Source organism: Pseudodesulfovibrio profundus (genome assembly GCF_900217235.1).
Classification (GTDB): domain Bacteria; phylum Desulfobacterota; class Desulfovibrionia; order Desulfovibrionales; family Desulfovibrionaceae; genus Pseudodesulfovibrio; species Pseudodesulfovibrio profundus.
The window spans coordinates 1,022,658-1,049,397 of sequence record NZ_LT907975.1 but is presented as its reverse complement, the minus strand read 5'-3'; the positions used below and the strand labels follow the sequence as shown (position 1 = coordinate 1,049,397).

Genomic DNA, 26,740 nt, shown 5'->3' with positions numbered 1-26,740 from the left:
CAAGTTAGGAAGGGGAAAATATCCGATCCGATTTTGTCTATGGAGGTTAAGCCAAGGTCTGATTCATATGATTAGCCTGCTTATTTTGTGTATAAGTGGACAGATTCTAACTGGACGTTTGAGAGTCTGTCATTGAACAGTTAGCACTTGATTATAGGAGGTTAAGATGTAACAGACATATTAACACGCCACAGAACCGTTCTAGGTTCTGAAATAGAGTGTCCAGCTGTGGTGATATGGAAATATATCAGTCAGCTAGCGGCAATCGCTACGAAAGTTTTTGAGGGTGGTTTTTACCACCCTCTTTTTTTGTCCTTGGTGAGTGATATTGAGCTGCCTGCCTTGAAGTATGACATGATTTTGGGGAGTATCAGATATCTTTTATCTACTGGAGGTTGTGCCGGTCTTTCTTTCTCATCATAATGAGTTCCGCCATAATGCTGATAGCTATTTCTTCCGGTGTATCTGCACCAATGGACAGGCCGATGGGGCAGTGCACCTGATTGAGTGCTGCCTGTGTGAACCCGTCTTTGAGCAGCGATTCATAGGTTGCGCTTCTCTTCTTTTTGCTACCGATCATCCCCACGTAACCGGCATTGGTGTTTAATGCCTGGGCCAGAACATCCCTATCGTGGAGATGGCCGCGTGTCATGATCACCACGTAATCCTTGGGTCCAAGTTGTGTTGGAAGGCAATCTTTGAGACTCGCTGCAACCCGAATTTCCGTTGCATCCGGGAAGCGTTCGGAGTTGGCAAACTCTTCGCGGTCATCCACGACAATGACCCGAAAGCCGGTGAACGCTGCCAGTTTGGCCGTAGCCTGGGTCACATGGCCTCCACCAATGAAGTGAACTGTTTCCGGGGCGAGCAGTGGCTCGAAATACGTAGTCTTTTGCTCGTTACAACGAACAAAAGGCTCTGTTATGGCATTATTTGTGTCGTCATTGACGGGGAGCACCTCTCGTTGGGTGACTGTCCCGTTTGTGGCGAGGGTTGTGACCAGCAATCGTGTTTCTGGCGATGAAAACTGGTCAACGATCTTTTGAACGAACTGTACGTTTTCTTCGGTGGGAAGCAGTGAGTCGAGCAGAACAGTCATGGAACCGCCGCAGACCATGCCGATGGATGCAGCATCATTGGGAGTGAGGTCGAACTCGCGGATTGTCGTTTGCCCGGGAGCCAGCTTCTTCGCTGCCATGTAACTGGCGTGCTCCACAGAGCCGCCGCCGATGGTGCCGGTGATGGAACCGTCTTCAAAGACAGCCATGGACGCCCCGGCAGCACGTGGTGTGGAGCCGGAACTTTTAACAACAGCAATGCGGGTGACTGCTTGCCCTCGCTCAAGAGCAGTAAGAATCTCTTCAAACACGGTACGCATGTTATGCTCCCTTTCCGAAGCTACACACCGGATAGCGGCATTCGTCACACCCCTCACAGAATCCGCCGTGACCGAGGTTGATGATATCCTCGCGGGTCACTTCCTTGCCCGCCAGAATGCGCGGAATGATCAGATCGAAAATGCTGGCGCGATAGTACATGACACATCCCGGCAGGCCGACAACGGGGATGTCGCCGATCTTGGCGAGCATGAACATGGCGCCGGGAAAAGTCGGTGCTCCGTAGGTAATTACATCTGCCCCAGCCATGCGGATGGAGGCGGGCGTCTGGTCGTCGGGGTCCACGGACATGCCGCCGGTCACCACGATGAAATCTGCGCCCTCGGCGATGAAGTCCTGAATAGCCTTAACCGTCATGTTCGGATCATCCGACACCAGGCGTTGGCCTACGGTGGAGGAACCGTATGCGCTGAACTTTTTGCGGACCACAGGGCCGAACTTGTCTTTGATCCTGCCGCTGTACACTTCACTGCCAGTTGTGACTATTCCTACCTTGCATGGCTTGAGTGGGCGAATCTGAATGAGGGGAGGAGAATTGCGCAGCACAGCCTCTGCTTCGGCTACAATTTCTTCGGGGACCACGAGCGGGATGACACGGGTTCCGGCCATGGGGCGGCCTTTCTCAACCAGTTGGTTTGTATGAATCGTACCGAAAATGACGTCTTTGACCGAGTTGAGTTTGAACAACGTGTCGGTGTCGATATCCAGAAGGCCGTCATGGGTGGCTCGAAGGGTGATTTTCCCTTCCACCGGCGTGGAGAGTTCAATGCCTGGTCCGGCTGCTGCCGTGGCGATACGGTAGGCGGCGTCATCTTCATGGACGTACCCGTCTTCCGGATCGTAAACGTAGAGATGCTCCTTGCCGATATCCAGCAACATGGGGATGTCTTCCGGTGTGACAACGTGGCCTCTGCGGAAGGCCGGTCCCTTTGCCTGACCGGGGACGATGCGGGTTATATCCTGGCACAAGACAGTACCGATGGCATTTTCAACATGCATGGTTTTCATAATAACCTCTCTGTGTTTCCTATGAGGTGGCTTGGTTACAGATCTCGAGGAGTACAGGCTGCGGAGTCGTATTCGACCCAACCAGTTTGCCGGTATTCCTTGAGAAATGAGGTGACACCGATGACGATGACACCAAGTACTGGCAGGCCGACCACAATGGATGCGGTTTGCAGTACCGAAAGTGGTCCATCGATGAGCATGATGCCGGTGGGCAGCATGCCGAGTGATATTGCCCAGAACAAACGGTTCCAGCGGGCAGGTTCTTCATCGGGTGTCAATTTGAGGGTGGTGGTGGCTGCCAATGCGAAAGAGACTGCATCAAAGGTAGTGGCCATGGATATGGCGGTCACCGCACCGAAAATAACTTTGTAAAGTGAGGCCATGGGCATGAAATCGGCAATAGCCATGATGGCGGTAGCGCCTTTTACGGATTTGACCATTGATATGACATCAAGTTGACCTGTTAACTGGAGGTGCAAGCCGAAGTTGCCGAAAACAAGATAGAAGCAGCCGCAGCCAAGGGATGCGATAATGACGGGGCCGAGGACCACCTCGCGCACGGTGCGCCCACGAGAAATTTTTGCGATGAACAGGGACATGAACGGGGCATAGGCCACAAACCATGCATAGTAGAATATCGTCCAGTCCTTGGTGAATCCGGACGTTTCCATGGGGTCCATCCATGTGGCCAGGGTGACAAGCTCGGAAATCATCAGACCGAGCGATGAAATAGCCATGTCTGTCAGGAACAGGGTAGGGCCGAAAATGAACACAAATAGCATCAGTGCCAAGGCGGCCAGTACGTTGAAGTCCGAGAGCTTGCTCAGGCCCTTTTTCAGTCCCAGGCTGGAGGAGACACAGAAGATGGTAGTTACAAATAAGAGTGTGCCAAACTCCATCCAGAAAGAGTGTTCCATGCCGGTAACGGATGAAATGGCTGCGGCAACAATGGGGATACCAAGCCCCAGGGCAGTGGCGGAACCCGCCACTAAACCGGTCATGAACATGATATCGATGAGCTTGCCTTGCCAGCCATTGACCCGGTTGCCCAATAGTCCGGTGCAAGCCTGGGAAATATTCAGAATGGGGACACGCTTGACGTAGTAACTGTAGCCGATGGGTACGGCCATGACTGCGTAGATGGACCAGCAGATGGGGCCCCAGTGGAACATGCCATAGGCGGTGCCCCATTCCAGAGCTTTCATGGTACCGGCAGGCTCACCATGCATGGGATAGGCCGCATAATAGGCCCAGTCGATGGAGCCGCCGAACATGATGCCAGCGCCCACGCCTGCGCAAAAAAGCATGCCGATCCAGGAAAAAGTGGAGTACTCAACCTTGTCTCCAAGGCGCTTGCTACCAAAGGGGCCGAACGCGAACCACATCAGCAGAAGAAATATCGCGGCTCCTGCCAGCATATAGAGCCAGCCCATTTCCACGGTTACAAACTCAAACATTGTGTTGATTATTCGTTCCCCTTCTTCGGGGTACATGAACAATGGGATACAGGCGGTCAGGATGATGAACAGAGCACCGAAGAAGCAGACGAGACAGACGCCGCCTTTCTCAGGAGGGCAGGTGGAGAGCGTGGTAAGTGAGATTTTCTGTTCTTTGGACATGGTCATCTCCTGCTTTTAAATTCGATGGAAACACTCAGGTCTATTATTGATTGGTTCAGTCATAATGGGCGGACCGGCATCGATGCGATGTAATTGCCCGTTCAGGATCGAGCCCGTAAACCATGCGTAGTTTCTTGTCCTTTGCTCTTGCGGCAGAATACGCTCAATCTCTTGGACACGATATCCACCGCCGGGGATGTCAGTTTTATTGAGCACCACTGCCAGTTTGCTTGTGGCCGGGCTTCCCTTGAATAGACCGTTGGGGGCAACAGCTATGTCCAGCATCTGCTTCGGGGTGATGGGTTCACCGGGCAGAAGTTTGGTAATGTGCGAAAAAATTTCATGACGATGCACATTGGCCTCAGTCAAAGGGAGATACATGGCATCCAGTCCCATGACGCCGATGCAAAGATCGGATTCCAGCGGGATTACGGGTTCGTGCTCAGCCGGGGCCTTGAGCGGCTTGTGGGCTGCACCGTCGGCTTCTACCAGAATGGTATCGGCGATGTTGCGATTTCGTAGATGAGTAACAAAGGCCGGCGACAGGCCGATGAGCTTGCCGCTCCGGGTGTCCAGTTGTTGAGCCACGACTACTTTGCGATGCCGGTCAAGAGCCTGTTCGATCCTGTCTATGAAGTCTGGCTGGCCGTCATTGAGGATGGTGCATACGTTATGGCGCGGGAATATCTTTGTTGTCGAAGTGATAATGACTCGTTTCTCAGGTGGCAGTATCTGCATACCGAGCCAGTTTATAAGGGAGGTCTTTCCACCCGCTCCAACGACGGTGATGAGTCGATGGCTTGGCGAAATGAGCTGAGCGATGGCACACGAACTTGCGGCTAAGGTCATAATAACCTCTTCGTGAAAATATGGTTGCAGATGGCTTCGAGTACGCCACCGCCGATGGCCATGGCCTTGTCGGATGCCAGATTGCAGTAGGAACCCGTTCCTCGTGGGTCTACATCCCCCAGCTTTGTATGATTTTTTACAGGAGTTCCGTTTCGCAATAAGCCGCGTATAACTCCGTCGACCTTGGCGAGTACGGGGGTGTTATCCACGCGACCCAGTTCTTCGCCTTTGCCGATGGTGTCGCCAATATTGAAAGCAGTAGTGAAAATTCCTGACGTTTCGGCCCAGCAGACACGTTCTATACTGTAGCCGGCGATGGTTCCGGGAATGCCGGTGTTAGGTTTGGCGGGGCCGTCTGTGATGACACGACCGAGATGGTGTCCGCGCATGGTTTCGATAACGACATGAACATCCTTGCCAGCCACGAAACCGGGGCCGAGTCCGATGACCAGCGGGGCCATGGATATGTCAGTACCAAAGTTGCGTTTGGCAATGATGGCGTCCACTACAATTTCAGGTTGTAAATCGGGCAGTGTTGTTGCTTCGGGGTCCACCAGAACAGGGATGTCGCCTGCCGCCCATGCTCTTGCAGTGTCGTTAGCAGAGTCTATGCATACAGCAGTTACCTCTTCCACGGTCATGGTGTCATGCTTGATGCATTCGGAAAACGCGACCGTGCGGCGAACAGCCAGAGGAGCGGGTGTTTCCAGCATGACGATATTGCGCAGTCCGGCTCTGTAGAGTCGCAGAGCTACACCGGTGGCGAGGTCGCCTGCACCGCGAATGACGATAGTGGGGAGTGTCGTGTTCATGATCATCTTACGCGGTCCTGGTTTCGTATTTCTCAAGAAGTCGCTGATATTCAGGCTCTGTATCCACATCAATGAACGGGCCGACCTCGTTGATGCGCACGAGGCGCAGGGCCAGGCCTGGCTCAGCCAGCAGAGGGCGAGCTCCGGTATCGCCTTCGAGTTCAAACACCCTGGGAAACCATGTGGATGGGATGGTAATAGGATTTCCACGCATGCCTTCCTGCACTGGTGCTACCCAGCACTCGTGTTGCTGAGCGAATGCCCCTGCCAGCATGTCAATGGTGTCTGTAGTGATTAGCGGCTGATCTCCGAGGAGAACCATGCACCCGTCCACTCCATCCATTGCAGCCCGTAGCCCGGCTTTTAACGATTCAGCCTGGCCGAAATCTTGCCGTACTACGTTGACAATCTTGCATCCCCTCATGTCGAGGGCCTGCTCCAGCCCGGATGCCTCGGGTATGACGACGGTCACACTTTTGAGACAGGACTGGCGGGCAGCATTGATGACGTGCTGGAGCAGTGGCTTTCCGCGGAAGGGGAGGGACAGTTTGTCCCTCCCCATGCGGGAGGCTTTACCTGCAGCGAGAATGACGCCGGAAACGTTGATCTCTAACTTGTTCATGGCAGGTTTATCCTTAGTTCCTTGTTAGTTGTTACATTCCAGAAGCGTGTCGGTTACGATGGTTTTGGCCATCTGGACCTTGTAGATGTTCTGGAAAAGCGGTTTTGCTTCAGCCACGGCCAGCTCTCCTGCTTCCTGTGCGACTGCATCAGTCAACTTCTTGCCGATGAGCAACTCCTCGGAGGTCTCGCAACGGCGCGGGTTGTTGTGCACACCGTTGAGGCAGATGCGGGCAGCCGTGACCTTGTCGTCCTTGATGGTGATCGAGACAGCGCAGTTCACGATGGCGAAGTCAATGGACTTGCGGTAGGCGATCTTTTCAAAGGCACTGAAGGAACCGGCTTTCGGAGTCGGAATGATGATTTCGGTGACGATTTCATCACGATCCAGAACAGTGGATTGTGCGCCCATCTCTGCGGAGAAAAATTCATCCACGGGAATGTCGCGCTTGGTAGTCTTGATAGTGGCCTCAAGGGCAACAAGAGCTGGGGCCGTATCACTGGGATTGACGGCAATGCATTTGTTGACCTGGCCGAATATGGAGTGGAAACGGTGGTCTCCGGGAACAGCAAGGCAACGCTTGCCGCCCTTGCGTACACAGTCGATGCGACCACCGATCTTATCGGGATAGCGGTAGTACCAGCAGCGGTTCTCCTGACAGATGTTTCCGGCAATAGTGCCCATGTTGCGCAGCAGCGGCGATCCGGTGCGGCGGGCAGCCTCGGCCAGTCCGGGCCACTGTTCCTTGACTGTATCGGACTCGGCGATCTCGGTCAGGGTGACCATGGCTCCGATGTGGAGGCCATCATCATCCACATGAAGCTCTTTGAGGCCCGGGATAGTCTTGAGGTTGACTATTCGCTCGGGGCTTTCCATCCACAGGTTGTCCTTAAGACACCCCATGAGGTCACTGCCTCCGGCGATGACATAGCTCGGTCCTTCGCTCTCATTAAGGAGCGTAACTGCTTCTTCCACTGTAGTGGCATTGAAGTGATCGAAACGTTTCATTATTTTTTCCTCCTTTTGTCCTGGATCTTGCCCAGTGCGGTGAGGATTTTTTCAGGTGTGAACGGTGTCTCCAGAATGCGGACGCCAATAGCGTTGTACAGGGCGTTGGAGAATGAGGCCAAGGTGGGGCAGGCTGCGCCTTCGCCACAGGCCGTGGCTCCGAGCGGGTGACTCGGATCACCGGGCTTCTCGACTATCAAGGGAGTTACATCGCAATCCATGGCAGTGGAGTGCCGGTAATCGACCCAGTTGGGTGTCATGAGCCAGCCGTTGCGCTTGTCCACGATGCAGTCGTTTGCCAGTGTTGCGTTCTCAATGCCGTGCCGTGAGCCAAGCATTTGTCCTGCAACGATCTTTGGGTTCAGCGCTTTACCCACGTTTTGGGCCATCACGACCTGAACGTTGGAGATGATGCCGGTCTCTGTATCCACATCAAGGGTGATGAACTGAGCACCTTTTTCCTTGGGAAGGTAGATTCCATCCTTCTTCTCCCCCTTGTCATTGATGCTAGTGGGAGAATTGTGGACATAGTAGCCGACCACTTCATGAACGCCGCCATAGTGGCCACGGGTGCCGAATGCGTCTGAGAAGGATATGTTCTTGCTTCTGTCGCCCACGACATGGATTCCGTTTTCATCCATGGTCAGTTTCTCAGCCGGTACTCCCAGCTTTTCTGCTGCCAATCCGAGCACCTTGTTTTTGGCATCCAGTGCCGCACCGTATGTGGCCCAGCCCTGAATCCACGTTCCGCAACTACTGGCGACCAGTGTGGCGAATGGAGTGGAGTCTGTATCGTGGCAGACCAGCCCGATCTTTTCGTAAGGGAGGCCCAGGACGTCAGCAACGATCTGGGTCTGCACGGTGTGCTGGCCCTGTCCTATGTCCGCGACGGCGCAGACGAAGGCCGCAGTGCCGTCTGGGAAAACCTTGACCATGGCTTCACTGGAGTTGCCCGGCCCGGGGCGACCTGCGGCCATGGCAAAGATGGCCACGCCCATACCGCTGCGGATGCGCCCTGTCTTTTCTCTGGGGTGCTGCCATTTGTTTTTCCAATCCACATACTCTGCGCCTTTATCGAGGCAGTCGCGGATGCCGGAGGAAGAGATATAGGCGGATTTGTAAGTCAGCGGGTCCCAGCCGGAGTCGATATCGCCTGCGCGCATGCAGTTCTTCTTGCGAATTTCGACCGGATCGATACCCATCTGGTACGCAGCGATATCCATGGTGGTTTCCACCGCGTAGGTCCCTTCGGGAACGCCATATCCCTGCCAGCCGTTGCAGCAGAAACGGTTGGTGTGAACGTAGCGAATCCGGCTGCGTTGGTGCTCGACATTTCGAGAGTAAAGGACTGCTCCGGTAGCGAGGATTGCATTTTTGGTCGGGTATTTGTCTCCGCCTGCGCCACACTCCTGCCAGTGGAAGAAGTCCATGGTCGTTAATGTGCCGTCTTTCTTGAAGCCGACTTTGACATCACCAATACTGCCACGGGACCAACCGCAAAGCATCTCTTCTTCTCTTGAGTAGCTGCAGTGTACGGGTTTGTGCAGTTCCAGAGTGGCAAGCCCGGCCACCATCAGGTAGTGGGATGCGATGTTGCGATCCAGAGGGAATGCGTTCTTTCCGCCAAAGCTGGAGCCAGTGTAGGGCGAAATGTAATTGAGCATACTGGAGTTGATGCCGAGGGCCTGAGCCAGACAGAGTTTCTCATCGTGCAGTCCCTGGGAGTGGGTGTATACATTGAGCTTGTTGCCGTCGTAGTGGGCGGTGCAACCGCGAGGCTCCATTGCGGGGCTTTTGCAGTAAGCGTATTTGAGACCCTTTTGTTCGACAACGACATCTGCTTCGGCAAACCCCTTATCGATATCTCCAAAACCGTTGTACTCTGCCTGAGTCTTGGTTTTGAAAAGTCGTGTTTCGGGATCGCGGTCACTCATGTAGTAGTGGAATTCCCAATCATGGCAATTGTCCACTCCCTCGAAAACCTGGGGAGAGTCCGGGTTGATGGCGTCTTCGAGGTTCAGAACGAATTTCTTTTTTTCGTATTCGACCTTGATGAGTTCCATGGCTTCTTCGGCAATGGTGGCATCGGTAGCTATGACTGCTGCCACGAGGTCGCCGACATAATACAGGCTTTTGCGGAACGCCTTGGGGAAGTTCTCATGGGTCATGACGAGCCTTACGCCCGGAACGGCTTCTGCTTCGGAGGTGTCTATGCTGATGATGTCGGCTGCCGGATAAGGACTGCGCAGGATGCGGGTCTGCAGCATGTCGGGAAGTAAGACATCTGCATAGTATTTTGCATCGCCTGTAACGCGGGGGGCGCCATCCTTCTGGCGGACGGACTGGCCTACGGATTTGGTCTTAAACATGTGTCTGCTCCTTGGATATTTTTTTGGCGGCACTACGCACGGCATTGATAATGTGTTCGTAGTTGCTACAGATGCAGAGGTTGCCTCCAAGGGCTTCCTTGATTTCGTCGTCCGTAGGATTGGGGTTCTTGCTCAACAGATACTTGGTGGTCATGATCATGCCGGGAGAGCAGAAACCGCACTGGGCGCCGTATTCTTCGAGCCAAGCCTCCTGAATGGGGTGCAGCTTGCCGTTTACGGACAACCCTTCGATGGTCTCAATGTCCTTTCCTTCCTGCTCCACGGCCAACACCATGCAAGCGGGCACAGCCACGCCATTAATAAGTACAGTACACGCGCCACAGGCGCCCTCGTCACACGCTTCCTTTGTGCCGGTTTGGCCGCAACCGTTTCGCAGCACGGAGGAAAGCGTCCAATGCGATTCAACCGGCAGAGTCTGAACTTCTCCGTTCACCGTAAGCTGGATGAGTCTTTTCTGTTGTCCATTCATTGCTTTGGTTCCTTGATCTGTGGTCTATCCGCGGTCTGAAGTGGGCCGCGACTTCATTGTGATGTGCCTGATGAGGCGCGAACCTCTGTGGCGTTTTGTATCCCCTGTCGAGTGGAAGACCGGGGAAAGCAATGGGCCTGCCCCGGTATATTTCAAGGCGCGAAGTCTTAGGTCTCGTTGGGCGTCGCTTCAATTTCGACCGGTGCTTTTTTTGCGCCACGGCTGGCCCAGACGATACCGCCGATGATCAGCGCCCCGGAGATGTAGTGAACAGAGGTCATCTGCTCGCCCAGGAAGATGTATGCAAAGACGCCGCCCCACAGAGGCAGGGAGTAGTAAATCATGCCGCACAACTCCGGTCCTGCCTTCTTGAGGCCGATGTTCCACGTCCACCATGCGATGATGGAAGAACAGATGGCGGAGAAAGTAATGGAGAGGAGAACGATGCCGTTCATGTTGAAGACCATGGAGGGCTGGGTGGATTCCCAGATAACGCAAGGAATGAGCATCAGCACGGCGAAGAAGGACATCAGGTACATGATGGTACCGCCGGACAGTCCTTCGGGAGTCTTTTTGAGGATGAGGCTGTATATGGCGAAACCGACAGCGGCTGCGAGCATCAGGATATCACCCGCTGCGAACTGCATGCCCAGGATCTTGTCGATGTTACCACCGGATACGAGATAGAAGGAGCCCAGCAGAGCCACGATACAGCCAGCCCAGGTATTGATGGACTGTTTTTGTCCCATACCGGCTGCAATTATGACGATGAAGATCGGGGTGGTCACGGAAATGAGGGAGAGGTTGATTGCAGAGGTGGTCTGTGCCGCGAAATAACTGAGCGGGGAGTATGCGGCTACACCGAAGAGAGCGGCTGCGATAATCTGCGGCAGGAAGGTTTTGGCTATGGGCCATTCCTTTTTGACTGTGGGCAACATGAATGTGCTGAGAATAAGCAGTGCCATGCCCCAACGGGTGGCCCCCAGGGTCATGGGCGAAATTTCACCGACAGCCAGGCGAGCAATAATGAATGCACCAGCCCAAAGGACTGTGGCACAGAGTGCGTAGAGTGAACCAACAACAACTTGATTTTTAAACATTGTTTTTCTCCTCATGGTAAATTGTGAGTCATTCATTATTCCTGTTTGGCTTCTGCACATTGCGCCTCCCCCCATCCTTTGGACCACTGATCGGTCTTTTTAAGGTGGAGCCCGGCGTCCGAGTTTGTGCCTCCGAGGAGGCGGGTCGCCATAGCCGTTGTGGAGCGTAGCCCGTCCCCGTAGGGGCGGCCCGAAGGGCCGAGGGCGGAGCGGAGCAACGGCTACGAGCCAAGTCAATGAACATTCAAGTTGCCCCTGTATACGTCAGCGGGAGTTCTTTTGTCCAACGACGAATGACCGCGCTCCTCGTTGTAGTACCGAAAATAGCGCGTAAGCCCATGGTATAGCTCGATCCCATCACAGTACGCCCTGGGGTAAATATCCTCATATTTCACCGTCCACCACAGCCGCTCAATGAAGACGTTGTCGATTGCGCGACCTTTGCCGTCCATGCTGATTGCAATTCCCTTGCTCTGCAGAACTCCGGTAAATTCACGACTCGTGAACTGCGCTCCCTGGTCCGTGTTGAACACCTCCGGCGTAGAGATGCGCAAAGCCTTGTTGAGCGCATCCACGCAGAAAGAACTATCCATCGAGTTCGATAGCTCCCAAGCCAGCACGAAGCGGCTCCACCAGTCTATCACTGCCACCAGGTACAGAAAGCCGCGCTGCATGGGGATGTAGGTGATATCAGCGCTCCAGACTTGATTTTTTCGTTCAATGGCAACTCCTTTCAGCAGATAAGGAAACACGGGATGCTCCGGGTTGGGGACACTCGTATGCGGCCCTGGAGTAATGGCCTGCAAGCCCATCATCTGCATCAGTCGCTCAACCCGCTTGTGGTTGACCTGATGCCCTTGTGTCCTCAGCCAATCTGTCATGCGCGGCGAGCCGTAATCAGGCTGACGCAGGTACTGCTCGTCGATCAGACGCATCAGGGCCAAATTTTCATCGGATTCGGCTACAGGCTTGTAGTAAAATCCCGAACGGGAAATGCCTGCCAACTTGCATTGCCGCCGGATGGAATACTCCCGATCTGGTTTGATCCACTGGCGGCGCACCTCAAGCGGCAGGCTTACAACTTTTTTTCAAGCCACTTGATGTCCATCTTGAGCCGACCGATCTCCTCAAATAACGGTGCGGTTATCTCCTCCTGGCTTTTGGCTTTCTTGCCACTGGAAAAGATGTCATCGACATTCTCAAGGAGCTGCCGCTTCCACGTGGAAATCTGATTGGGGTGCACTTTGTACTCCGCAGCCAGTTGCGCAAGCGTCTTCACGCCACGAATCGCCTCAAGTGCGACCTTGGCCTTAAACTTGTCCGAATGTTTCCGTCTTTTGCTGCTCTTTGTCATGCGTCCTTCCTTATCGGTTTAAGGACGCTGACTCCACCTTAACCGGTGGTCCGAATTTCGGGGGAAAGCGCACATCTTCCATAGGAGACATTCCTCATGACTTTTTCTCGATGCTGGAAGCGGATGCTGGAATTATGAGATCGGAATCTATCCCCTTGGTGTGACCGTGATCGAAATCCTCCTTTGGCGAAATACCGTGCAGTTCGTACTCGGTTTCGTAGTCTCTTGCTTCCTTAAGAGAGCAAGGCACATGCCAAGGGGAGAGGAGAAAAATGTGGGGTTTTACTGCTGTTAAAACAGTAAGTTGTTGATATTTATTGATTGATTGTGCAATCGATAAAAAGGGAGAAGTCGAGTCGTTTTCGACTCATTGTTGAGGCGAAAGCTTGGAGGGGTATACTAATTGAGCGGGTGAGTCGTTTTGGACTCGTGAGTCTATTCTGACTCGGATGTGGACGTGTACTTACGAATGAGGCGACTGGCTCTGGTTTGGCTGATTCCAAGTGCTTTGGCTACCTGGCGAGAGCTGCCATGAAGCGCTTTGGCCTCAAGTATCAGCTTGCGTTCGACTTCAGCAAGAGTGTCATCAAGCGAACCATGATTTACCGCAGTCGGGGTGGAGGGGGTGTTTTTGTATAAGGTGGTCGGCAGGTGGTCGACGGTGATGGTCTCACTCTCAGCGGTCACGACCAGGCGTTCTACCAAATGTGCTAGTTCACGGACGTTGCCCGGCCATGCATGTTGCATGAGAATGGATTGGGCTTCGGGCGAGATGTGTTTACCTTTGCCATGTTTTTTCCCGTAGTGATTAAGGAAGTAGTACAGGAGCGGCATGAGGTCGTCGGGACGGTCTCTCAGTGGCGGGATAGTAATATCAAAGACATTAAGACGAAAGAACAGGTCCTGTCTAAAGGCTCCATCTTCGGCCATACGACTGAGATTGCGGTTGGATGCTGCCAGAATACGCACATCCGCCTTGACGGTCTGTGAGCTACCCACAGGCCGGTACTCCATTTCCTGTACTGCATGTAGCAGTTTGGCCTGTAGGGGCAATGGCAATTCAGATATTTCATCGAGGAACAAGGTGCCGCCCTTTGCTTTGGCAAAGAGCCCGCCACGGGCGTGAGTTGCTCCTGAGAACGCACCTTTCACATGACCGAATAGTTCAGACTCGAAAAGTTGATCGGGTATGGCCGCGCAGTTAACCATCACGAACGGCTTGTCACTCCGTTTGCTGTTGGAGTGGATGAACTTGGCGAGCAGGCTTTTGCCACAACCTGATTCTCCCAGTAACAGGCATGGGGCGCAGAGATCTCCTACCTTTCGAGCAGCTTTCACAACATCTTCCATCGCCTTACTGTGGTATATCATGTCTTCAGGACGAGTTTCCTGTCTGGTGGGGCGAACTTCTTTCAGTTCGCTAAGGCTCGGAATTTGACCCTTATGAAAGTCGTCACGGATGGATAATACGACATACTCGATCTCGCCTTGATCATCGAGTATGGGGACGGCGATGGTCAGGACGTTCAAACCAAGATATGTTTGCTGCTCCTGTTTGATCGGATGCTTATGTTCGTAGACTGCGGGTAGGGCAGGGTTATTCCAGGCAGCATACTTTTCGACGATTTCCCAGAACGGAACGCCGACCATTTCTTCCTGGGTGAAACCGTAATGGCGTTCGCACGCTTTGTTGACGTAGAGCAAACGATAGTTGTTGTCATAGATGATGACCTCATCGTGCATGTTGTCGATGAGTCGCGCGAAGGTTTCGAAATCCAATCCGAAGTGTTCTGTTTTGCTCATAAGGTTGCCCTATAGCCGTCAAACTGGATGGAAAGCAAGGAAGAGTATTTTCCGAATGATAGAAAATATAGCAGGTGTCAGCTTGAAAGAATACTCTGCGGGGCATTGCTGTCCGGCTAATCGACATAGCTTAATAGCCTGTAATCGTTGTTGATGTCGTCGTGGCTATCACCCGGCGTTTTGAAAATACCCTCCAGTTCCCGTCGATCGAAGAGGTTGACCTGAAGCAGTTGGAACATCTGCTGGAGGCTAAAATCGATGCCGGACTTGAATTTGAGCCAGGCCATAATGAGATAGGCGATCATGGCAACATAGACTTGGCTCAACACGGCGTTTTCCGAAGTGCCGACAAAGGCTTTGAGGCGGAGGTTCTGCTTGATGAGCCGGAAGAACGTCTCGATCTGCCAGCGCTCCTTGTAGATGTCGGCAATGGTCTTGGGTGAGAGGTCGAAATGGTTGGTCAGGAACTCGTAGAATTTTCCGGTTTCAGGATCTCGGTAGCCGATGCGGCGGAGCCGCAGCTCCTCGCCCCTGATGGTGACGCTGATCACGTGGTCCGAGGTTACGCCCGTGCCTTTCCTTACGGAACATCGCTTGAGCACCTTGTAGACGGCGTTGGTCTTGAGCCTGGTCACGAAGAACAAGCTGGAAGCTCCGAGCATCCGGAACCAGGAGTAGTTGATGTAAGCCTTGTCGAATACGGCGATGGAACCCTTGGGAAGCTTGAGCATCTTGGCCATCTTGGAATCGTGCAGCCGGGCCTTGGTGACTCGTACGAAGGCAGGCAAATAGCCATCATGGTCGAGAACAACATGAAGTTTCATCCCGCCCCGCTTGGCGCGGAAGTCGGCCCAGGGAAAGGCGGACAGGCAGAGTTTGACGACCGAGGAGTCGAAGCTGAAGAGTTTGGTCTTGAACCGGAACTTGTGGCCCGGGGCCACGGTCGCGCATCGCTGATACATTTTGCCGAAAAGTGCCTGGAAGAATTCGGCCGGGCGCTTGGAATTGGCATCGGCAAAGGTGGAGCGGGCCACAGTGCGCAGGCCCAAATGATACAATCGACTGATGTTTGCGCTCAGACTCCTGATACCGTCGCGCATACTTCGGCGACCAGCCAGATGGATGAAGAGCAGACAAGCGAACTGATTCCACCGAGAAAATGTCCGAGGACTCCTGCCAGTACTGTGTTCCCGGGCCAGGACCTCGAATTCATACCGGGGAATCAGGGATAGCACTTGATGAAGGATCGTGTTAAGATGCGCCATGTCCGAAATCTCCTTTGGTTGCAGTTGTTTGAGCACTATCTGCATATCATAACCAGAAGAGATTTTGGACATTTTCTTTTCCGATGGGCTGTCAAACATGTCCATTAAAAATTCATTACCAGGAAAACCAACGCTTATGCGGAAATCCACGGATACCAACGGTTCCTAACCGGACAGCCATGTCTGCGGGGCTTTTGTTATTTAACGCCCCTATAGCGTCGATATTTCGAATTTCGTGAGTAAAACGTATTGTATACGAGCGTCAGAGCGCATGCGAAGAGAGCAGCACCTGTTCCAATGGCAACATTGTAGAACGGGGGCGCTGTCAGGGCCAGTCGAATGAGAAGAGTTGCCAGGGCAAAGCCTGAGTTCCTGAAGACAGCTCGGAATGATGGCAGGTACCGCTGGGCTGTCAGGACAAGCATGATGTCGCTGAATATCAGAACGGTATAGAAGCTCTGGAAAAAGTTGAACGGCTCATTGCCAGAGAAAAACAGAGAGATATTCTTGGCACCCATGAAAAGGAAAATGACCAGCATGGCTAGCGCGATGATTTTCTTGGCCGCAACAAACCGGAACAAGGTTGGCCCTCGGGTAATTGTCTCATCCAGACTTCGTCGCAAGACCTTGTAAACCCCTAGAAGGGCAAAGATAACAATCGCTCCACCACCGTCGGTGAGGATTATCCACAACTCCTGTTCATGACCTGTGATGGTTATTGGCTCAGGGAACTCTGACAACGCCTTGAATGCGCTTCGGAGCAGTATGAGTGCAAGTATCTCGAATTGTTTACCAACTGCCTTTGAAATGGAACAAGGCAAGGTGAAGATGAGGCTGACGACCTCAAGGATGAGAACAAGCGTGAACGCGAGGTTGATTGCCATATAGTGGTTGGTTGGGACCAATTCGGCAAAATGGCCGCTCAGTAATCCTTGCCGTTTCAGCTCAATGGCGACCAAGGCGAAAAGAAAGACAAACACAAGCACACCCGCGACAAAGCGCTGGGTGCGATCGTGTTCCCAAAAGTGGTGCAACGGGTCGAATACATACGTTGCACCATGGTATATTTTGATCATGGGTTGCATAGACACCTTGGATATATAGCAGATAATTGGACTGTAGGGCAAAGTAACAGTACAACTAACTTGTGTAAACAGGAATTATTCCTGAGAGGTGTCTGCCCAGTCGACTAAATCTCGAACAGCATCTCCAGGTCATCCCGTGTAAGGCTCTTGAGTGCAGACTGACCAGGAATAATGGCCTCGGCCACATCCTTTTTCTGCTCCTGCAGCTTGAGAATGCGTTCCTCAACGGTATTCTGACAAATCATCTTGTACGCGAAGACCTGACGTTTCTGACCGATACGGTGTGTACGGTCGGTCGCCTGGTTTTCCACGGCAGGGTTCCACCATGGATCGTAGTGGATGACATAGTCGGCACTGGTGAGGTTCAGGCCGGTTCCACCCGCCTTGAGCGAGATGAGGAAGATCGGAATGTCTTCATTCTCATTGAACTTGTCGACCTGCTCGAAGCGGTCCTTGGAAGAACCGTCGAGATAGGTGAACGGGATTTCCCTGATCTGCAGCCAGTTGCGGATGACGTGCAGCATCTTAACGAACTGCGAGAACACCAGTACCTTGTGCCCACCATCGATGATGTCGACAACAAGGTCTTTGAATGCATCGAATTTACCAGAAGGCAGATTGGTGGAAACACCCGGCATGTCCAGCTTGAGCAGGCGAGGGTGGCAACAGATTTGACGCAGTTTCAACAGGGCATCCAGAATGGACATCTGCGATTTTGCCATGCCCTTTTCCTCGACATCCCTCAAAACCTGGTCTTTCAGTTTCATGGCCAGAGCGTTGTACAGCTCTCGCTGTTCTTCCACCAGTTCGCAGTAATGTGTGGTTTCGATCTTCGGCGGAAGATCTTTTGCCACTTCCGACTTTGTCCTTCGCAGAATAAACGGCTTTACGCGTGTGCGCAGGTAGTCGAGCGTTTCTTCGTCGCCATCCTTGATGGGTTTGACGATACCACGCTGGAACGAGTGCTGCGAACCGAGGAAGCCCGGCATGAGAAATTCGAAAAGTGACCACAGCTCAAAGAGGTTGTTCTCAATGGGCGTACCCGAGAGACACACGCGCAGTCCGGCCTCAAGCTTTCTTACGGAACGTGCGGTGATGGTGTTCGGGTTCTTGATGTTCTGTGCTTCATCAAGAATAACGCTAGCGTAATCGTACTTGAGCAATTCGTCCAGATCACGACGTAAAAGCGCATAGGTGGTGATGACCAGATGCGAATCCTTGATGTGCTGGAACAGCTCTTCACGCTTGGCACCATAAATGGTGAGGCGCTTGAGTCCGGGGACGAACTTTTCTGCTTCGCGCTCCCAGTTGGGCAGTACGGAGGTCGGGACGATGATCAGGTTCGGACCGTCAATGCCTTTGTCGACCAACGACTGGATGTAGGAAAGGGTCTGAATGGTCTTACCCAGTCCCATTTCATCGGCAAGGATGCCTCCGAAACCATACTCGCGTAAGAAGTTCAGATAGCTTAGACCCTGCACCTGATATGGGCGCAGAGTAGCCTGCAACTCCTTGGGTTGCGCAACGATTTTGATTTCTTCGAAATTATTGATCTTCTCTTTCAGGTTGACGAAGAACTCATCGGTCTGGGCCTGCGGGAGGTCTTCGAGAATCTTTTCGAGAACAGGCGCTTCATACTGGTTGAACTGCTGCTTGGGTGCCTTTTCCGGGTCAAAGCCGAGGGCCTTGAGCTTGTTGCCAAGTCTGTTCAACCAGGATTCGGGGAGGCTGGTGTACGAGCCGTCTTTGAGCTGTACATAGCGCTTTCCTTTGGTCCAGGCTTCCCAAATGATCTCGATGGGCACGCGCTGGTCGTCGTATTCGACTGCCAGTTCGAGGTTGAACCACTTTTCCTCTTCATCGGTTTCGACTTCCGCCACAACATTGGGTTGCGTGGTGCGGACCTTGTAGCGGGTGAGGTTTTGCTCACCGTAAACGCGGTAAGCCTCAACGAGTTGCGGATAGTGGTCGAGAAGGAAATTGATAGCTTCTTCCTGCTCCATGAACCAGATATGATTGTTCCTCGGCTGGAACCCCATATCCTGCAGTTCGGTCATGAGCTGGGCTTCTTCGTCCTGCGCACGACGAATCAGGTACGACTTGCCACCTTCGTGGTAGCTGCCGGTCTGCAAGTCCGGGTTGGGACCGGGCATCAGGAATTCGCCGTGTTCGTTGTCGTAAATATTCTGCACCTTGAGTACGAGCAGAGACCCCTCTTCATCCAGATACAGCTTGGGATTGTAATCCGCTTTCTGGAAGATCGGACCAACGCGCTCCAGGAAGTCCTCCTGTCCCCACAGGTCGGAGACAGGTATCTTGGTCCATACGCGATCAAGGAATTCGGAAACATCGGCGTGGGGTACGATGGGCTTTTGCTCGACCATGCCCTGAACCAGCTTCGGATCAAGGCCGGTCTGTACCGGATAGAAGGAGTTCTTGTAGTATACCCACAGCGGCAGACGACCGTAGAAATATATTTCCTCCTCATCGGTGATGGAGAAGGGCATCTTGTCTTCACGCGACAGGAGAATCTCGAAAGACAAACCATCTTCGCTCAATGCCGGTGAAAGCTTGAGCTGCATGGTCTTTGATTCAATAGTCACGGGTTGGTCTGTTTCCCGGAGATACAAGTAGTACTCGCCCTTGACTGCCCGGAAAAACCACGAGTGAAGACCAGCGGGAATCTCGACCTTGTGTCCCCAGTAATCAAGATAGTGACCGATCTGTTCGGCAACGCCCGGTAGTGCAGGTGAAGAATCACACCAATCAGGGTTCTCGACAATTTGGGCAAGGGAAACTTCGTTCTGTACCTGTGAGATGCCCGACTTGTTTTGTCGTGCTCGGAAAAAGGCTACTTGCAGCCGTCCATGTTCCGGGTAGATGCGGTAAATGAGATAGTGTCGACCTGCTTCCGGTTCCAGCTCAGTTGCGAAAAAGGGGCGAAAGGTCTGTTTCCAGTCAGTGCGGGCCATGGGGGCTTCTTCGTCAGACTCGGAATCCAGGGAATTCATGAGTTTGACGGCCGTTGCTGCAACGTGACGACAGACGCCGGAAAAGGAATCCGGACAATTGCAATAATAGTTGATGGACTGTTCGCTGAGGTTTAATCCTATTTCAGAAGTATAGTTCTGAAAATCATCACCTTGAACCGAACCATCAATATCCCAGTATTGATCGCGCTTTTTCAGGTCGAGCTTGGATACTCCGTTGGACGCAACGACGTCCTTGGCGCTTTCCAGAATATATTCCGGAACCGAATCGCCAATGAAATCCTGCAGAATCGATTTGACTATTTGTTCTTCACCGCTACTCATGGACTCTGTACTTCCTATATTATTTCCTAAAGGGCAGTCCTGTTTACCCTGAACCCGTCTATTCGGCAAGGAGCAGAAAATAGTTTGTATGGACATGCCCTTGGCTTTTGAGACTCATTGGTTCATAGTGTCCCCAAATGGTCGTTGCTCTCGAAAGTATATGGTTCAACCCCCGTAAATTTGCAAGGAAAAATGAGTCTACGCACTATACTTATAACAGTCCTCAGCTTGATGGTTCTTGTCGGTTGCGGTGAGTCCGGGCCGTCTACCCCTGTAAAAGCTGTGAATGAGGCTGATCTTCCTTCTTCTCCTGAATCAGGAGGAACGATTGTGGAAGCGATGCTGGGGGAACCGAGCAATCTCATCTCCATGCTTGCGACCGATTCCGCATCTCATGAAGTGGCCTCGCAAATCTATGTGGGCCTCGTTAAATATAATAAAGATATTGAACTGGTCCCTTACGCTGCCGAGTCATTTTCCATAGAGGATGGGGGGAGGCTGTTAAAATTCAAGCTGCGTGAGGATATCAAGTGGTTTGATGGTAAGCCGCTGACCGCAGATGATGTTGAATTCACCTACCGGTTGATGATTGATCCGAAGACCCCGACTGCGTATGGCGGTAATTTCAAGGTTGTGAAGGAGTTTCGGAAAACAGGCACGTATACATTTGAAATTGAATATGAAGAGCCATTTGCCAAGGCGTTGGTCACGTGGGCTACCGATATTCTCCCGAAGCATGCCCTGGAAGGTGAAGACCTTCTGGATACGAAGTACAGTCGCCAACCGCTTGGAGCCGGTCCATACAAACTCAAGGAGTGGGTGCCGGGAACACAGGTTGTTCTGGAAGCCAACCCGGATTTCTTTGATGGCAAGCCGTACATCGAGCGGGTTGTCTACAGAGTGATCCCGGACTTATCGACCCAGTTTCTTGAACTCAAGGCCGGGAACCTCGATATGATGGGGCTTGGCCCATTACAATATCTTTATCAGACCTCCGGGCCTGGATGGGATGGCAGTTTCAACAAGTTTGAGTATCTTTCCTCTGGCTATTCATTCCTTGGTTATAACATGAAGCATCGATTCTTTCAGGATGTGCGTGTTCGACGTGCCATTGATTATGCCATTGACAGGGACGAAATAGTCAAAGGCGTGTTGTACGGTCTTGGCGAGCCTGCCAACGGTCCATATAAGCCGGGTACCTGGCAGTACAATGAAGCAGTTAAACCACGTCCGTACAATCCCGAAAAAGCCAAGGAACTCCTGAAGCAGGCCGGGTGGACCGACACCGATAATGATGGGGTGCTCGATAAAGACGGTATCCCTTTTGCCTTCTCCATAATCACCAACCAGGGCAATACCCAGAGAATAAAGTCCGGCGTCATCATACAACAGCGATTGTCGGATATTGGAATCAAAGTCGATCTTCGTACAGTTGAGTGGGCCGCATTTATCAAGGAATTTGTGGACAAAGGGCGCTTTGATGCGATCATCCTTGGGTGGAACATCTTGCAGGACCCCGATATCTACAATGTCTGGCATTCATCCATGGCTGTTGCCGGAGGGTTGAATTTCACCCGCTACACCAATGATCGTCTGGATGCATTGTTGGAACAGGGGCGGGCGATTGTCGATGTTGAGCGGCGCAAGGTCATTTATGATGAGGTTCAGCAGATATTGCATGAGGAGGTACCTTATTCATTTCTGTATGTGCCGAAATCCTTGCCAATAGTACAGGCTAGGGTGCAGAATATAGAAGCGGCACCAGCAGGTATTGCCTATAACTTCACCAAGTGGTGGATTCCTCTCTCCTTGCAGCAGTAACAGTAACAAGAACAGTATACATGATACGAATCAACGAGATAACCGATAAGGTTTCGACATATATAGATAATCCTGACCTGGATTTGATCCAGCGGGCATATGTTTTTTCTGCACAGGCCCATGATGGAGTGGTCCGTCGTTCTGGTGAGCCGTACATTTCGCATCCCATGAATGTTGCCTATCTGTTGGCAGACATGCAGCTGGATGAAGCAACTGTTGCGGCTGGACTCCTGCATGACACGGTTGAAGATACGGACACCACGGTCGATGAGATCGAAGAGATGTTCGGGTCCGATGTCGCGGATATCGTGGATGGCGTGACCAAGATTTCCCAGATGGATTTCGAGTCCAAAGCCGTCCAGCAGGCCGAAAATATTCGTAAACTCATTCTGGCTATGGCCGAGGATATTCGCGTGCTCATGGTGAAGCTCGCGGACAGGCTGCATAATATGCGCACCCTTGAGTTCATGAAGCCGGTGAAACAGCGCCTCATTGCTCAGGAAACGCAGGATATATATGCACCGCTCGCCAACCGACTTGGTTTGCACCGTGTCAAAACCGAGTTGGAAGATCTCTGCCTTCGGTATCTGAAGCCGGATGTCTTTGGGCAGCTTCGTGAGGCTGTTGCCGAGCATCGCGCAGCCGGCGAGCAGTACATCGACCGAGTCATCGATATCATGCAGGACATGCTTCAGAAGAATAGGCTGAAGGGCGTTGTCTACGGGCGGACCAAGCACTTGCACTCCATTCATGTCAAAATGGAGCAGCAGGGGCTGACATTTGATGAGATATACGATCTGATTGCTTTTCGAATCATCTTGAAATCTCTGAAAGACTGTTATGCTGTCCTTGGTTTGATCCACGCGACCTGGCGACCGGTCCCGGGGCGCTTCAAAGACTATATTTCCATCCCCAAGGCCAACATGTACCAGTCGTTGCATACGACGGTCATCGGCCCCGACGGTGAGCGGATCGAATTTCAGATTCGTACCGAAGAGATGCACCAGATCGCTGAATACGGTGTGGCTGCACACTGGCAGTACAAAGAAGTCGGCAAGGGAGCCAAGAGGGGGAGGACCGCCGGAACTCGGGATGCCGAGCGCTACACATGGCTCAAGCAGATTATGGACTGGCAGCGAGAATTGTCTGATCCTCGCGAATTCATGTCCTCCTTGCGTCTGGAGATGTTCCAGGAAGAGGTTTATGTCTTTACCCCCAATGGGGATATCAAGGAACTACCGGACGGCGCCACGACGGTCGATTTTGCCTACGCAATTCACTCCGAGGTCGGAGACAAGTGTGCCGGTGCAAAGATCAACGGCCGCATCGTGCCACTCCACACTACGCTCAAGAATGGTGATTCTGTTGAGATCATCACTGACAAGAATCGTGTTCCCAGTCGAGACTGGCTCAAGTTTGTAAAAACAGCCAAAGCCAGAACGCGCATCAAACATTACGTCCGTACAGTGGAGCGTTCCCGCGCCATCTCTCTTGCCAAGGAGTTGTTGGAGAAAGAAGGGCGTCGCGTCGGTATCAACGTTCAGAAAGCCATCAAGGATGGTGAGTTCCTGAAGTTGGTCAGCGAATTCAATTGCGGAAGCGTTGACGATCTGTTGGCTCAGGTCGGCTTTTCCCGATTTACCCCTCGTAAGGTCCTTAAGCGCCTGTATGCTGTTATGCATGGTGAAGCCCTTGATCTGCGCAAGCATCGCAGCAAGGAGCCTGAACCGGAGCAGAAGGCGAAGCCCAAGGCTGACGGGCTGAATATATCGGGTGTTGATAATGTGCTCGTGCGATTCGCGAGCTGCTGCAACCCACTGCCGGGTGAGCCTATCGTTGGCTATATCACTCGTGGACGTGGTGTTACCATTCACCGGGCAGATTGCCATAACGTCAATAATTTCGAGGATGAGCGTTTACTGCAGGTCAGTTGGGAAGGCGCTGAGGAAAAACCCTATCCCGCCAAGATCAAGGTCAAATGTCTGAACAAGCCGGGAATGCTTGGCAAGATTTGTAATATGCTGGCCGAGATGGAAGTCAATATTGATTCCGGTGACTTCGAGTCCAAAGTGGATGGTACATCGATCCTGAACTTTACCGTCGAGGTCCGTGACTTGAATCAGCTCTATTCGGCTCTGGCCAAAGTAAAGGCACTTAAAGCGGTTAAAGAAGCGCTTCGTTTATCCTGATTCAATTGATTCAAGAGAATGAAAGGCCCGCTTAATGCGGGCCTTTTTTGTGTCCTATTTGGGGTGGCATGACTTGCATGAAACCGGGACGTTCTTGTTTCCGTTCTTCTTTTCTGTCTTGTGGCAGCCAACACAACTGATTTCAGACTTCTTCTCATGGAATGCCATGTAAAACGAGTTGTCTCCTTTCTTTCCGGGCTGGTCATGACAACCGGCAACTGAACAACTGGTGATTTCACTCTTCTGGTCCCAGGTGTGGTGGCAGGTAACACAGTCGATCTTGGCTGCACCGTGAATGGAGTGCGAGAAATCAACGAACGATTTCTTGGCTTCCATTCCTTCCGGGGGCCTGAGTACCATGTCGCCGGGAGCTTCTACCGCAGCCATAGCCATACTTGCGGATAAAAGAAGTGTGAGTGTCATTGCACCAAAAACGAACCGTTTCATAGGGAGTCCTCCTGTTAATTCATGAATGACAGAAGGGCTAAGGCAAGCATGGTGCCAATATTTTTATGTTAAAAAACAGATGGTTATTGTTGAGGCTGAACTCGTTGTGTGCATGATTTGCGCATGGTGTGATGGATTCGTGCGCTTGAGTCGGGAAGGAAATGGAAGTCGGATTGGTGTTGTATGTCTTCTTTGATGCGGACTTCAAAACCGGGGACATCGGACGAGGGCAAAAAGCCCATCTGCGTACGGCGAACTTTCAAATAGGCCCGGATATCCTCTGTCTTCTGCAGAATCAGACATTGCTAGGCACTGCATCCGACATACTTTGAAAAGAGGTACAAAAGACAAAGGGAAAACCGTTTGGTTTTCCCTTTGTTTGTTTACATTTCGATCCGTACGTTTTCCGGACTGAGTTTGCGCTCCAGGCGTTTCGCATAAAGCGACATGATGTAACTGAACAGGAAGTACAGAACCGCGATCGTCGTATAGATTTCAAACGGATAGACCATCAAACGGTTGTTGATGGCATATGCTGCGCGGGTCAATTCCATTACACCGATGATGTATGCCAGCGAAGTATCCTTGAATGCGGCGATAAACATGCCGACCAGTGCCGGAAGCATCTGCTTCAGAGCCTGTGGCAATACGATTTTGCGCATTGTCTGGAAGTAGCTGAGGCCGGAAGCCTTGGCAGCTTCCACCTGACCGGGCGGAATATTCTCAATGCCGCCACGAACCGTTTCAGCGATATACGCAGCAAAGAAGAAGGTCATTGCGATGGTGGCGGCCCAGAATGCATGCAACTCAACCTTGAATACGATATCGAGGACCACGGTGTAGAACCAGAAGATGACCAGAATCAGAGGGATTGCACGTACCAACTCAATGTACAGGGTACATGGAATGCGGATCACGCGATTTCGGGACGTACGGCCCATGCCCACAAACAGTCCCACAATGAAGCTTCCGCCAATGGAAAGGACTGCCATGAGCAGTGCTCCTGCCAGACCGCCGAGTCCCATGAAGAACTCTGTCTCGTCCCCACCGGGGAAACGCCAGAACAACAATGCCGGAAGATTTGCCCAGATGATCTGGAAGTTGAATGCAGCCACAGCCATGACAACCTTGTAAAGAACATAGAACATGGCGGCGACGAACAACCATTTGGAAGCGAGCACGGTATACTTGGAGGCCATCTTCATGAATCGGCTGAAAGGGGAAACTGTTCTGGATGCATCCGGAGCTTTGCGGAAGTACCAGAAAACATACTCCAGCCCATTTTCGATCCATCCCAGAGGACGGAAAAGAGCGTCAGCCACTTTGCGGTTCAACGGCTCGTGACCTCGGGGCATGATTTTCAGCTTCACATTTACCAGATTCAGTATCGTTGCAATAACGAGGGACAGGAATAGGTAAATGAGCGTTGCTGCGATGAGTGACTCAAAGGTGTGATACGTGAGGGAGAGTACTTCCTGCATTGACCAGACCACTTCGGCTACACCGATGGTCATGGCCAGGGAGGTGTTCTTCATGTTGTTCAGAAATTCACTTCCCAAGGGCGGAATAATCTCACGGAAAGAAAGGGGCAGGATGATTTTACGCAGCGTCTGGGGGAAGTTCAGTCCCGAAGAGTAGGAGGCCTCCAGAAGGCCTTTGGGAATGGACTGAATACCTGCACGGATGATTTCAGCCATGAAGGAGCCGGTGAAAATACCGCAACCGATGGTGGCGACCCAGAACTCGAAATCCATCTCATAGAGTTGGAAGCGAATCTCCTCGGGGAATGCGTAAGGGAAAGCGAAGTTCCAGAAGAACAGCTGAACCAGCAGTGGAGTGTTTCGGAACAATTCCACGTAACATGTGGCGAACCAGTATATCGGCTTGAAGCTGGACAGGCGGGCCAATCCGAAAACGATACCGAGAATGAGTGCGAGTGCGGCAGAGTAAAGGGTGATGCTGATGGTCGTGTTGAGACCGTCGAGCATCAGATGCCCCATGTGTCCATACTGCCCTTCAGTGGTGAAGACAGCCCAATTGAAATCGTACTTGAATTCAAAGATGAAGGCGAAATAATAGAAGAGCAATCCTGCCAGGGCCAGGAGAGTCGTATTCTGGACCCAGACTTTTTCGAAATATCTTTTTAGCATGTGTTTTTCCGAAGCAAAGGTCCCGGAGTCAGAGACTC

General features: G+C 52.3%; 19 protein-coding genes. 2 read left to right on the top strand and 17 right to left on the bottom strand.

The window, feature by feature from the left end; genetic code table 11:
* Positions 1-385 precede the first annotated feature (385 nt).
* From DPRO_RS05110 to DPRO_RS05040, 15 genes are all read right to left on the bottom strand, one after another.
* Positions 386-1,378 carry an XdhC family aldehyde oxidoreductase maturation factor gene (locus DPRO_RS05110; protein ID WP_097011089.1) on the bottom strand — a complete coding sequence of 331 codons (993 nt, stop codon included), beginning with the start codon at positions 1,376-1,378 and terminating at the stop codon, positions 386-388.
* 1 nt (position 1,379) lies between these two features.
* Positions 1,380-2,405: a molybdopterin-binding protein gene (locus DPRO_RS05105; RefSeq protein WP_097011088.1), complete on the bottom strand. Its 1,026-nt coding sequence runs from the start codon at positions 2,403-2,405 to the stop codon at positions 1,380-1,382.
* A 35-nt stretch (positions 2,406-2,440) separates the two neighbouring features.
* Positions 2,441-4,024: a BCCT family transporter gene (locus DPRO_RS05100; protein WP_157917371.1), complete on the bottom strand. Its 1,584-nt coding sequence runs from the start codon at positions 4,022-4,024 to the stop codon at positions 2,441-2,443.
* A 15-nt stretch (positions 4,025-4,039) separates the two neighbouring features.
* Positions 4,040-4,873 (bottom strand): selenium cofactor biosynthesis protein YqeC, encoded by an 834-nt coding sequence (gene yqeC / locus DPRO_RS05095; protein WP_097011086.1) that lies wholly within the window; start codon positions 4,871-4,873, stop codon positions 4,040-4,042.
* Positions 4,870-5,685 (bottom strand): selenium-dependent molybdenum cofactor biosynthesis protein YqeB, encoded by an 816-nt coding sequence (gene yqeB / locus DPRO_RS05090; protein ID WP_097013649.1) that lies wholly within the window; start codon positions 5,683-5,685, stop codon positions 4,870-4,872. Before yqeB ends, yqeC begins: the two co-directional genes overlap by 4 nt.
* Before the next feature lie 7 nt (positions 5,686-5,692).
* Positions 5,693-6,307 (bottom strand): nucleotidyltransferase family protein, encoded by a 615-nt coding sequence (locus DPRO_RS05085; protein WP_097011085.1) that lies wholly within the window; start codon positions 6,305-6,307, stop codon positions 5,693-5,695.
* A gap of 24 nt (positions 6,308-6,331) precedes the next feature.
* Positions 6,332-7,315, bottom strand: coding sequence for an FAD binding domain-containing protein (locus tag DPRO_RS05080; RefSeq protein ID WP_097011084.1), 984 nt, complete (start codon positions 7,313-7,315; stop codon positions 6,332-6,334).
* Positions 7,315-9,684, bottom strand: coding sequence for a xanthine dehydrogenase family protein molybdopterin-binding subunit (locus DPRO_RS05075; protein WP_162291146.1), 2,370 nt, complete (start codon positions 9,682-9,684; stop codon positions 7,315-7,317). Before DPRO_RS05075 ends, DPRO_RS05080 begins: the two co-directional genes overlap by 1 nt.
* Positions 9,677-10,174 (bottom strand): (2Fe-2S)-binding protein, encoded by a 498-nt coding sequence (locus DPRO_RS05070; protein WP_097011082.1) that lies wholly within the window; start codon positions 10,172-10,174, stop codon positions 9,677-9,679. Before DPRO_RS05070 ends, DPRO_RS05075 begins: the two co-directional genes overlap by 8 nt.
* Before the next feature lie 167 nt (positions 10,175-10,341).
* Positions 10,342-11,274: a DMT family transporter gene (locus DPRO_RS05065; protein WP_097011081.1), complete on the bottom strand. Its 933-nt coding sequence runs from the start codon at positions 11,272-11,274 to the stop codon at positions 10,342-10,344.
* Between the two features lie 233 nt (positions 11,275-11,507).
* Positions 11,508-12,628, bottom strand: a protein-coding gene (locus DPRO_RS05060) for an IS3 family transposase (protein ID WP_407681385.1) whose coding sequence is annotated in 2 segments (ribosomal slippage) — positions 11,508-12,350 and positions 12,353-12,628 — 1,119 coding nt in all. Because the reading frame shifts where the segments join, the coding sequence is not laid out codon by codon here.
* Between the two features lie 435 nt (positions 12,629-13,063).
* Complete coding sequence (locus DPRO_RS05055; protein ID WP_097011080.1) at positions 13,064-14,431, bottom strand: sigma-54 interaction domain-containing protein; 1,368 nt, start codon at positions 14,429-14,431, stop codon at positions 13,064-13,066.
* Positions 14,432-14,547: 116 nt separating this feature from the next.
* On the bottom strand, positions 14,548-15,696 hold the full coding sequence (locus DPRO_RS05050; RefSeq protein WP_097013648.1) for an IS4 family transposase: 1,149 nt from the start codon (positions 15,694-15,696) through the stop codon (positions 14,548-14,550).
* Positions 15,697-15,893: 197 nt separating this feature from the next.
* On the bottom strand, positions 15,894-16,781 hold the full coding sequence (locus tag DPRO_RS05045; protein ID WP_097011079.1) for a hypothetical protein: 888 nt from the start codon (positions 16,779-16,781) through the stop codon (positions 15,894-15,896).
* Between the two features lie 104 nt (positions 16,782-16,885).
* Positions 16,886-20,095 (bottom strand): DEAD/DEAH box helicase, encoded by a 3,210-nt coding sequence (locus DPRO_RS05040; RefSeq protein WP_097011078.1) that lies wholly within the window; start codon positions 20,093-20,095, stop codon positions 16,886-16,888.
* Between the two features lie 192 nt (positions 20,096-20,287).
* Here DPRO_RS05040 and DPRO_RS05035 point away from each other — a divergent pair, with 192 nt between their 5' ends.
* Positions 20,288-21,916, top strand: a complete 1,629-nt coding sequence (locus DPRO_RS05035; protein WP_097011077.1) for a peptide-binding protein — start codon at positions 20,288-20,290, stop codon at positions 21,914-21,916.
* Positions 21,917-21,936: 20 nt separating this feature from the next.
* A complete protein-coding gene (locus DPRO_RS05030; RefSeq protein WP_097011076.1) occupies positions 21,937-24,105 on the top strand; it encodes a RelA/SpoT family protein in 2,169 nt (722 codons plus the stop codon).
* 54 nt (positions 24,106-24,159) lie between these two features.
* Here DPRO_RS05030 and DPRO_RS05025 read toward each other — a convergent pair whose 3' ends face one another.
* Together DPRO_RS05025 and DPRO_RS05020 are read right to left on the bottom strand one after the other, a co-directional pair.
* Positions 24,160-24,552: a cytochrome c3 family protein gene (locus DPRO_RS05025; RefSeq protein ID WP_097011075.1), complete on the bottom strand. Its 393-nt coding sequence runs from the start codon at positions 24,550-24,552 to the stop codon at positions 24,160-24,162.
* 383 nt (positions 24,553-24,935) lie between these two features.
* Entirely contained in the window at positions 24,936-26,702 is a 1,767-nt protein-coding gene (locus tag DPRO_RS05020) for an amino acid ABC transporter permease (RefSeq protein ID WP_097011074.1), read from the bottom strand.
* Positions 26,703-26,740 lie beyond the last annotated feature (38 nt).

Bases quoted from the DNA above. Each gene is read 5' to 3' on its own strand.
- DPRO_RS05055 (WP_097011080.1), bottom strand. From the start codon at position 14,431: ATGAGCAAAACAGAACACTTCGGATTGGATTTCGAAACCTTCGCGCGA.
- DPRO_RS05050 (WP_097013648.1), bottom strand. From the start codon at position 15,696: ATGGCGCATCTTAACACGATCCTTCATCAAGTGCTATCCCTGATTCCC.
- DPRO_RS05105 (WP_097011088.1), bottom strand. From the start codon at position 2,405: ATGAAAACCATGCATGTTGAAAATGCCATCGGTACTGTCTTGTGCCAG.
- DPRO_RS05030 (WP_097011076.1), top strand. From the start codon at position 21,937: ATGATACGAATCAACGAGATAACCGATAAGGTTTCGACATATATAGAT.
- DPRO_RS05040 (WP_097011078.1), bottom strand. From the start codon at position 20,095: ATGAGTAGCGGTGAAGAACAAATAGTCAAATCGATTCTGCAGGATTTC.
- yqeB (WP_097013649.1), bottom strand. From the start codon at position 5,685: ATGAACACGACACTCCCCACTATCGTCATTCGCGGTGCAGGCGACCTC.
- DPRO_RS05070 (WP_097011082.1), bottom strand. From the start codon at position 10,174: ATGAATGGACAACAGAAAAGACTCATCCAGCTTACGGTGAACGGAGAA.
- DPRO_RS05075 (WP_162291146.1), bottom strand. From the start codon at position 9,684: ATGTTTAAGACCAAATCCGTAGGCCAGTCCGTCCGCCAGAAGGATGGC.
- yqeC (WP_097011086.1), bottom strand. From the start codon at position 4,873: ATGACCTTAGCCGCAAGTTCGTGTGCCATCGCTCAGCTCATTTCGCCA.
- DPRO_RS05110 (WP_097011089.1), bottom strand. From the start codon at position 1,378: ATGCGTACCGTGTTTGAAGAGATTCTTACTGCTCTTGAGCGAGGGCAA.
- DPRO_RS05085 (WP_097011085.1), bottom strand. From the start codon at position 6,307: ATGAACAAGTTAGAGATCAACGTTTCCGGCGTCATTCTCGCTGCAGGT.
- DPRO_RS05035 (WP_097011077.1), top strand. From the start codon at position 20,288: ATGAGTCTACGCACTATACTTATAACAGTCCTCAGCTTGATGGTTCTT.
- DPRO_RS05025 (WP_097011075.1), bottom strand. From the start codon at position 24,552: ATGAAACGGTTCGTTTTTGGTGCAATGACACTCACACTTCTTTTATCC.
- DPRO_RS05020 (WP_097011074.1), bottom strand. From the start codon at position 26,702: ATGCTAAAAAGATATTTCGAAAAAGTCTGGGTCCAGAATACGACTCTC.
- DPRO_RS05065 (WP_097011081.1), bottom strand. From the start codon at position 11,274: ATGTTTAAAAATCAAGTTGTTGTTGGTTCACTCTACGCACTCTGTGCC.
- DPRO_RS05100 (WP_157917371.1), bottom strand. From the start codon at position 4,024: ATGTCCAAAGAACAGAAAATCTCACTTACCACGCTCTCCACCTGCCCT.
- DPRO_RS05045 (WP_097011079.1), bottom strand. From the start codon at position 16,781: ATGCAACCCATGATCAAAATATACCATGGTGCAACGTATGTATTCGAC.
- DPRO_RS05080 (WP_097011084.1), bottom strand. From the start codon at position 7,315: ATGAAACGTTTCGATCACTTCAATGCCACTACAGTGGAAGAAGCAGTT.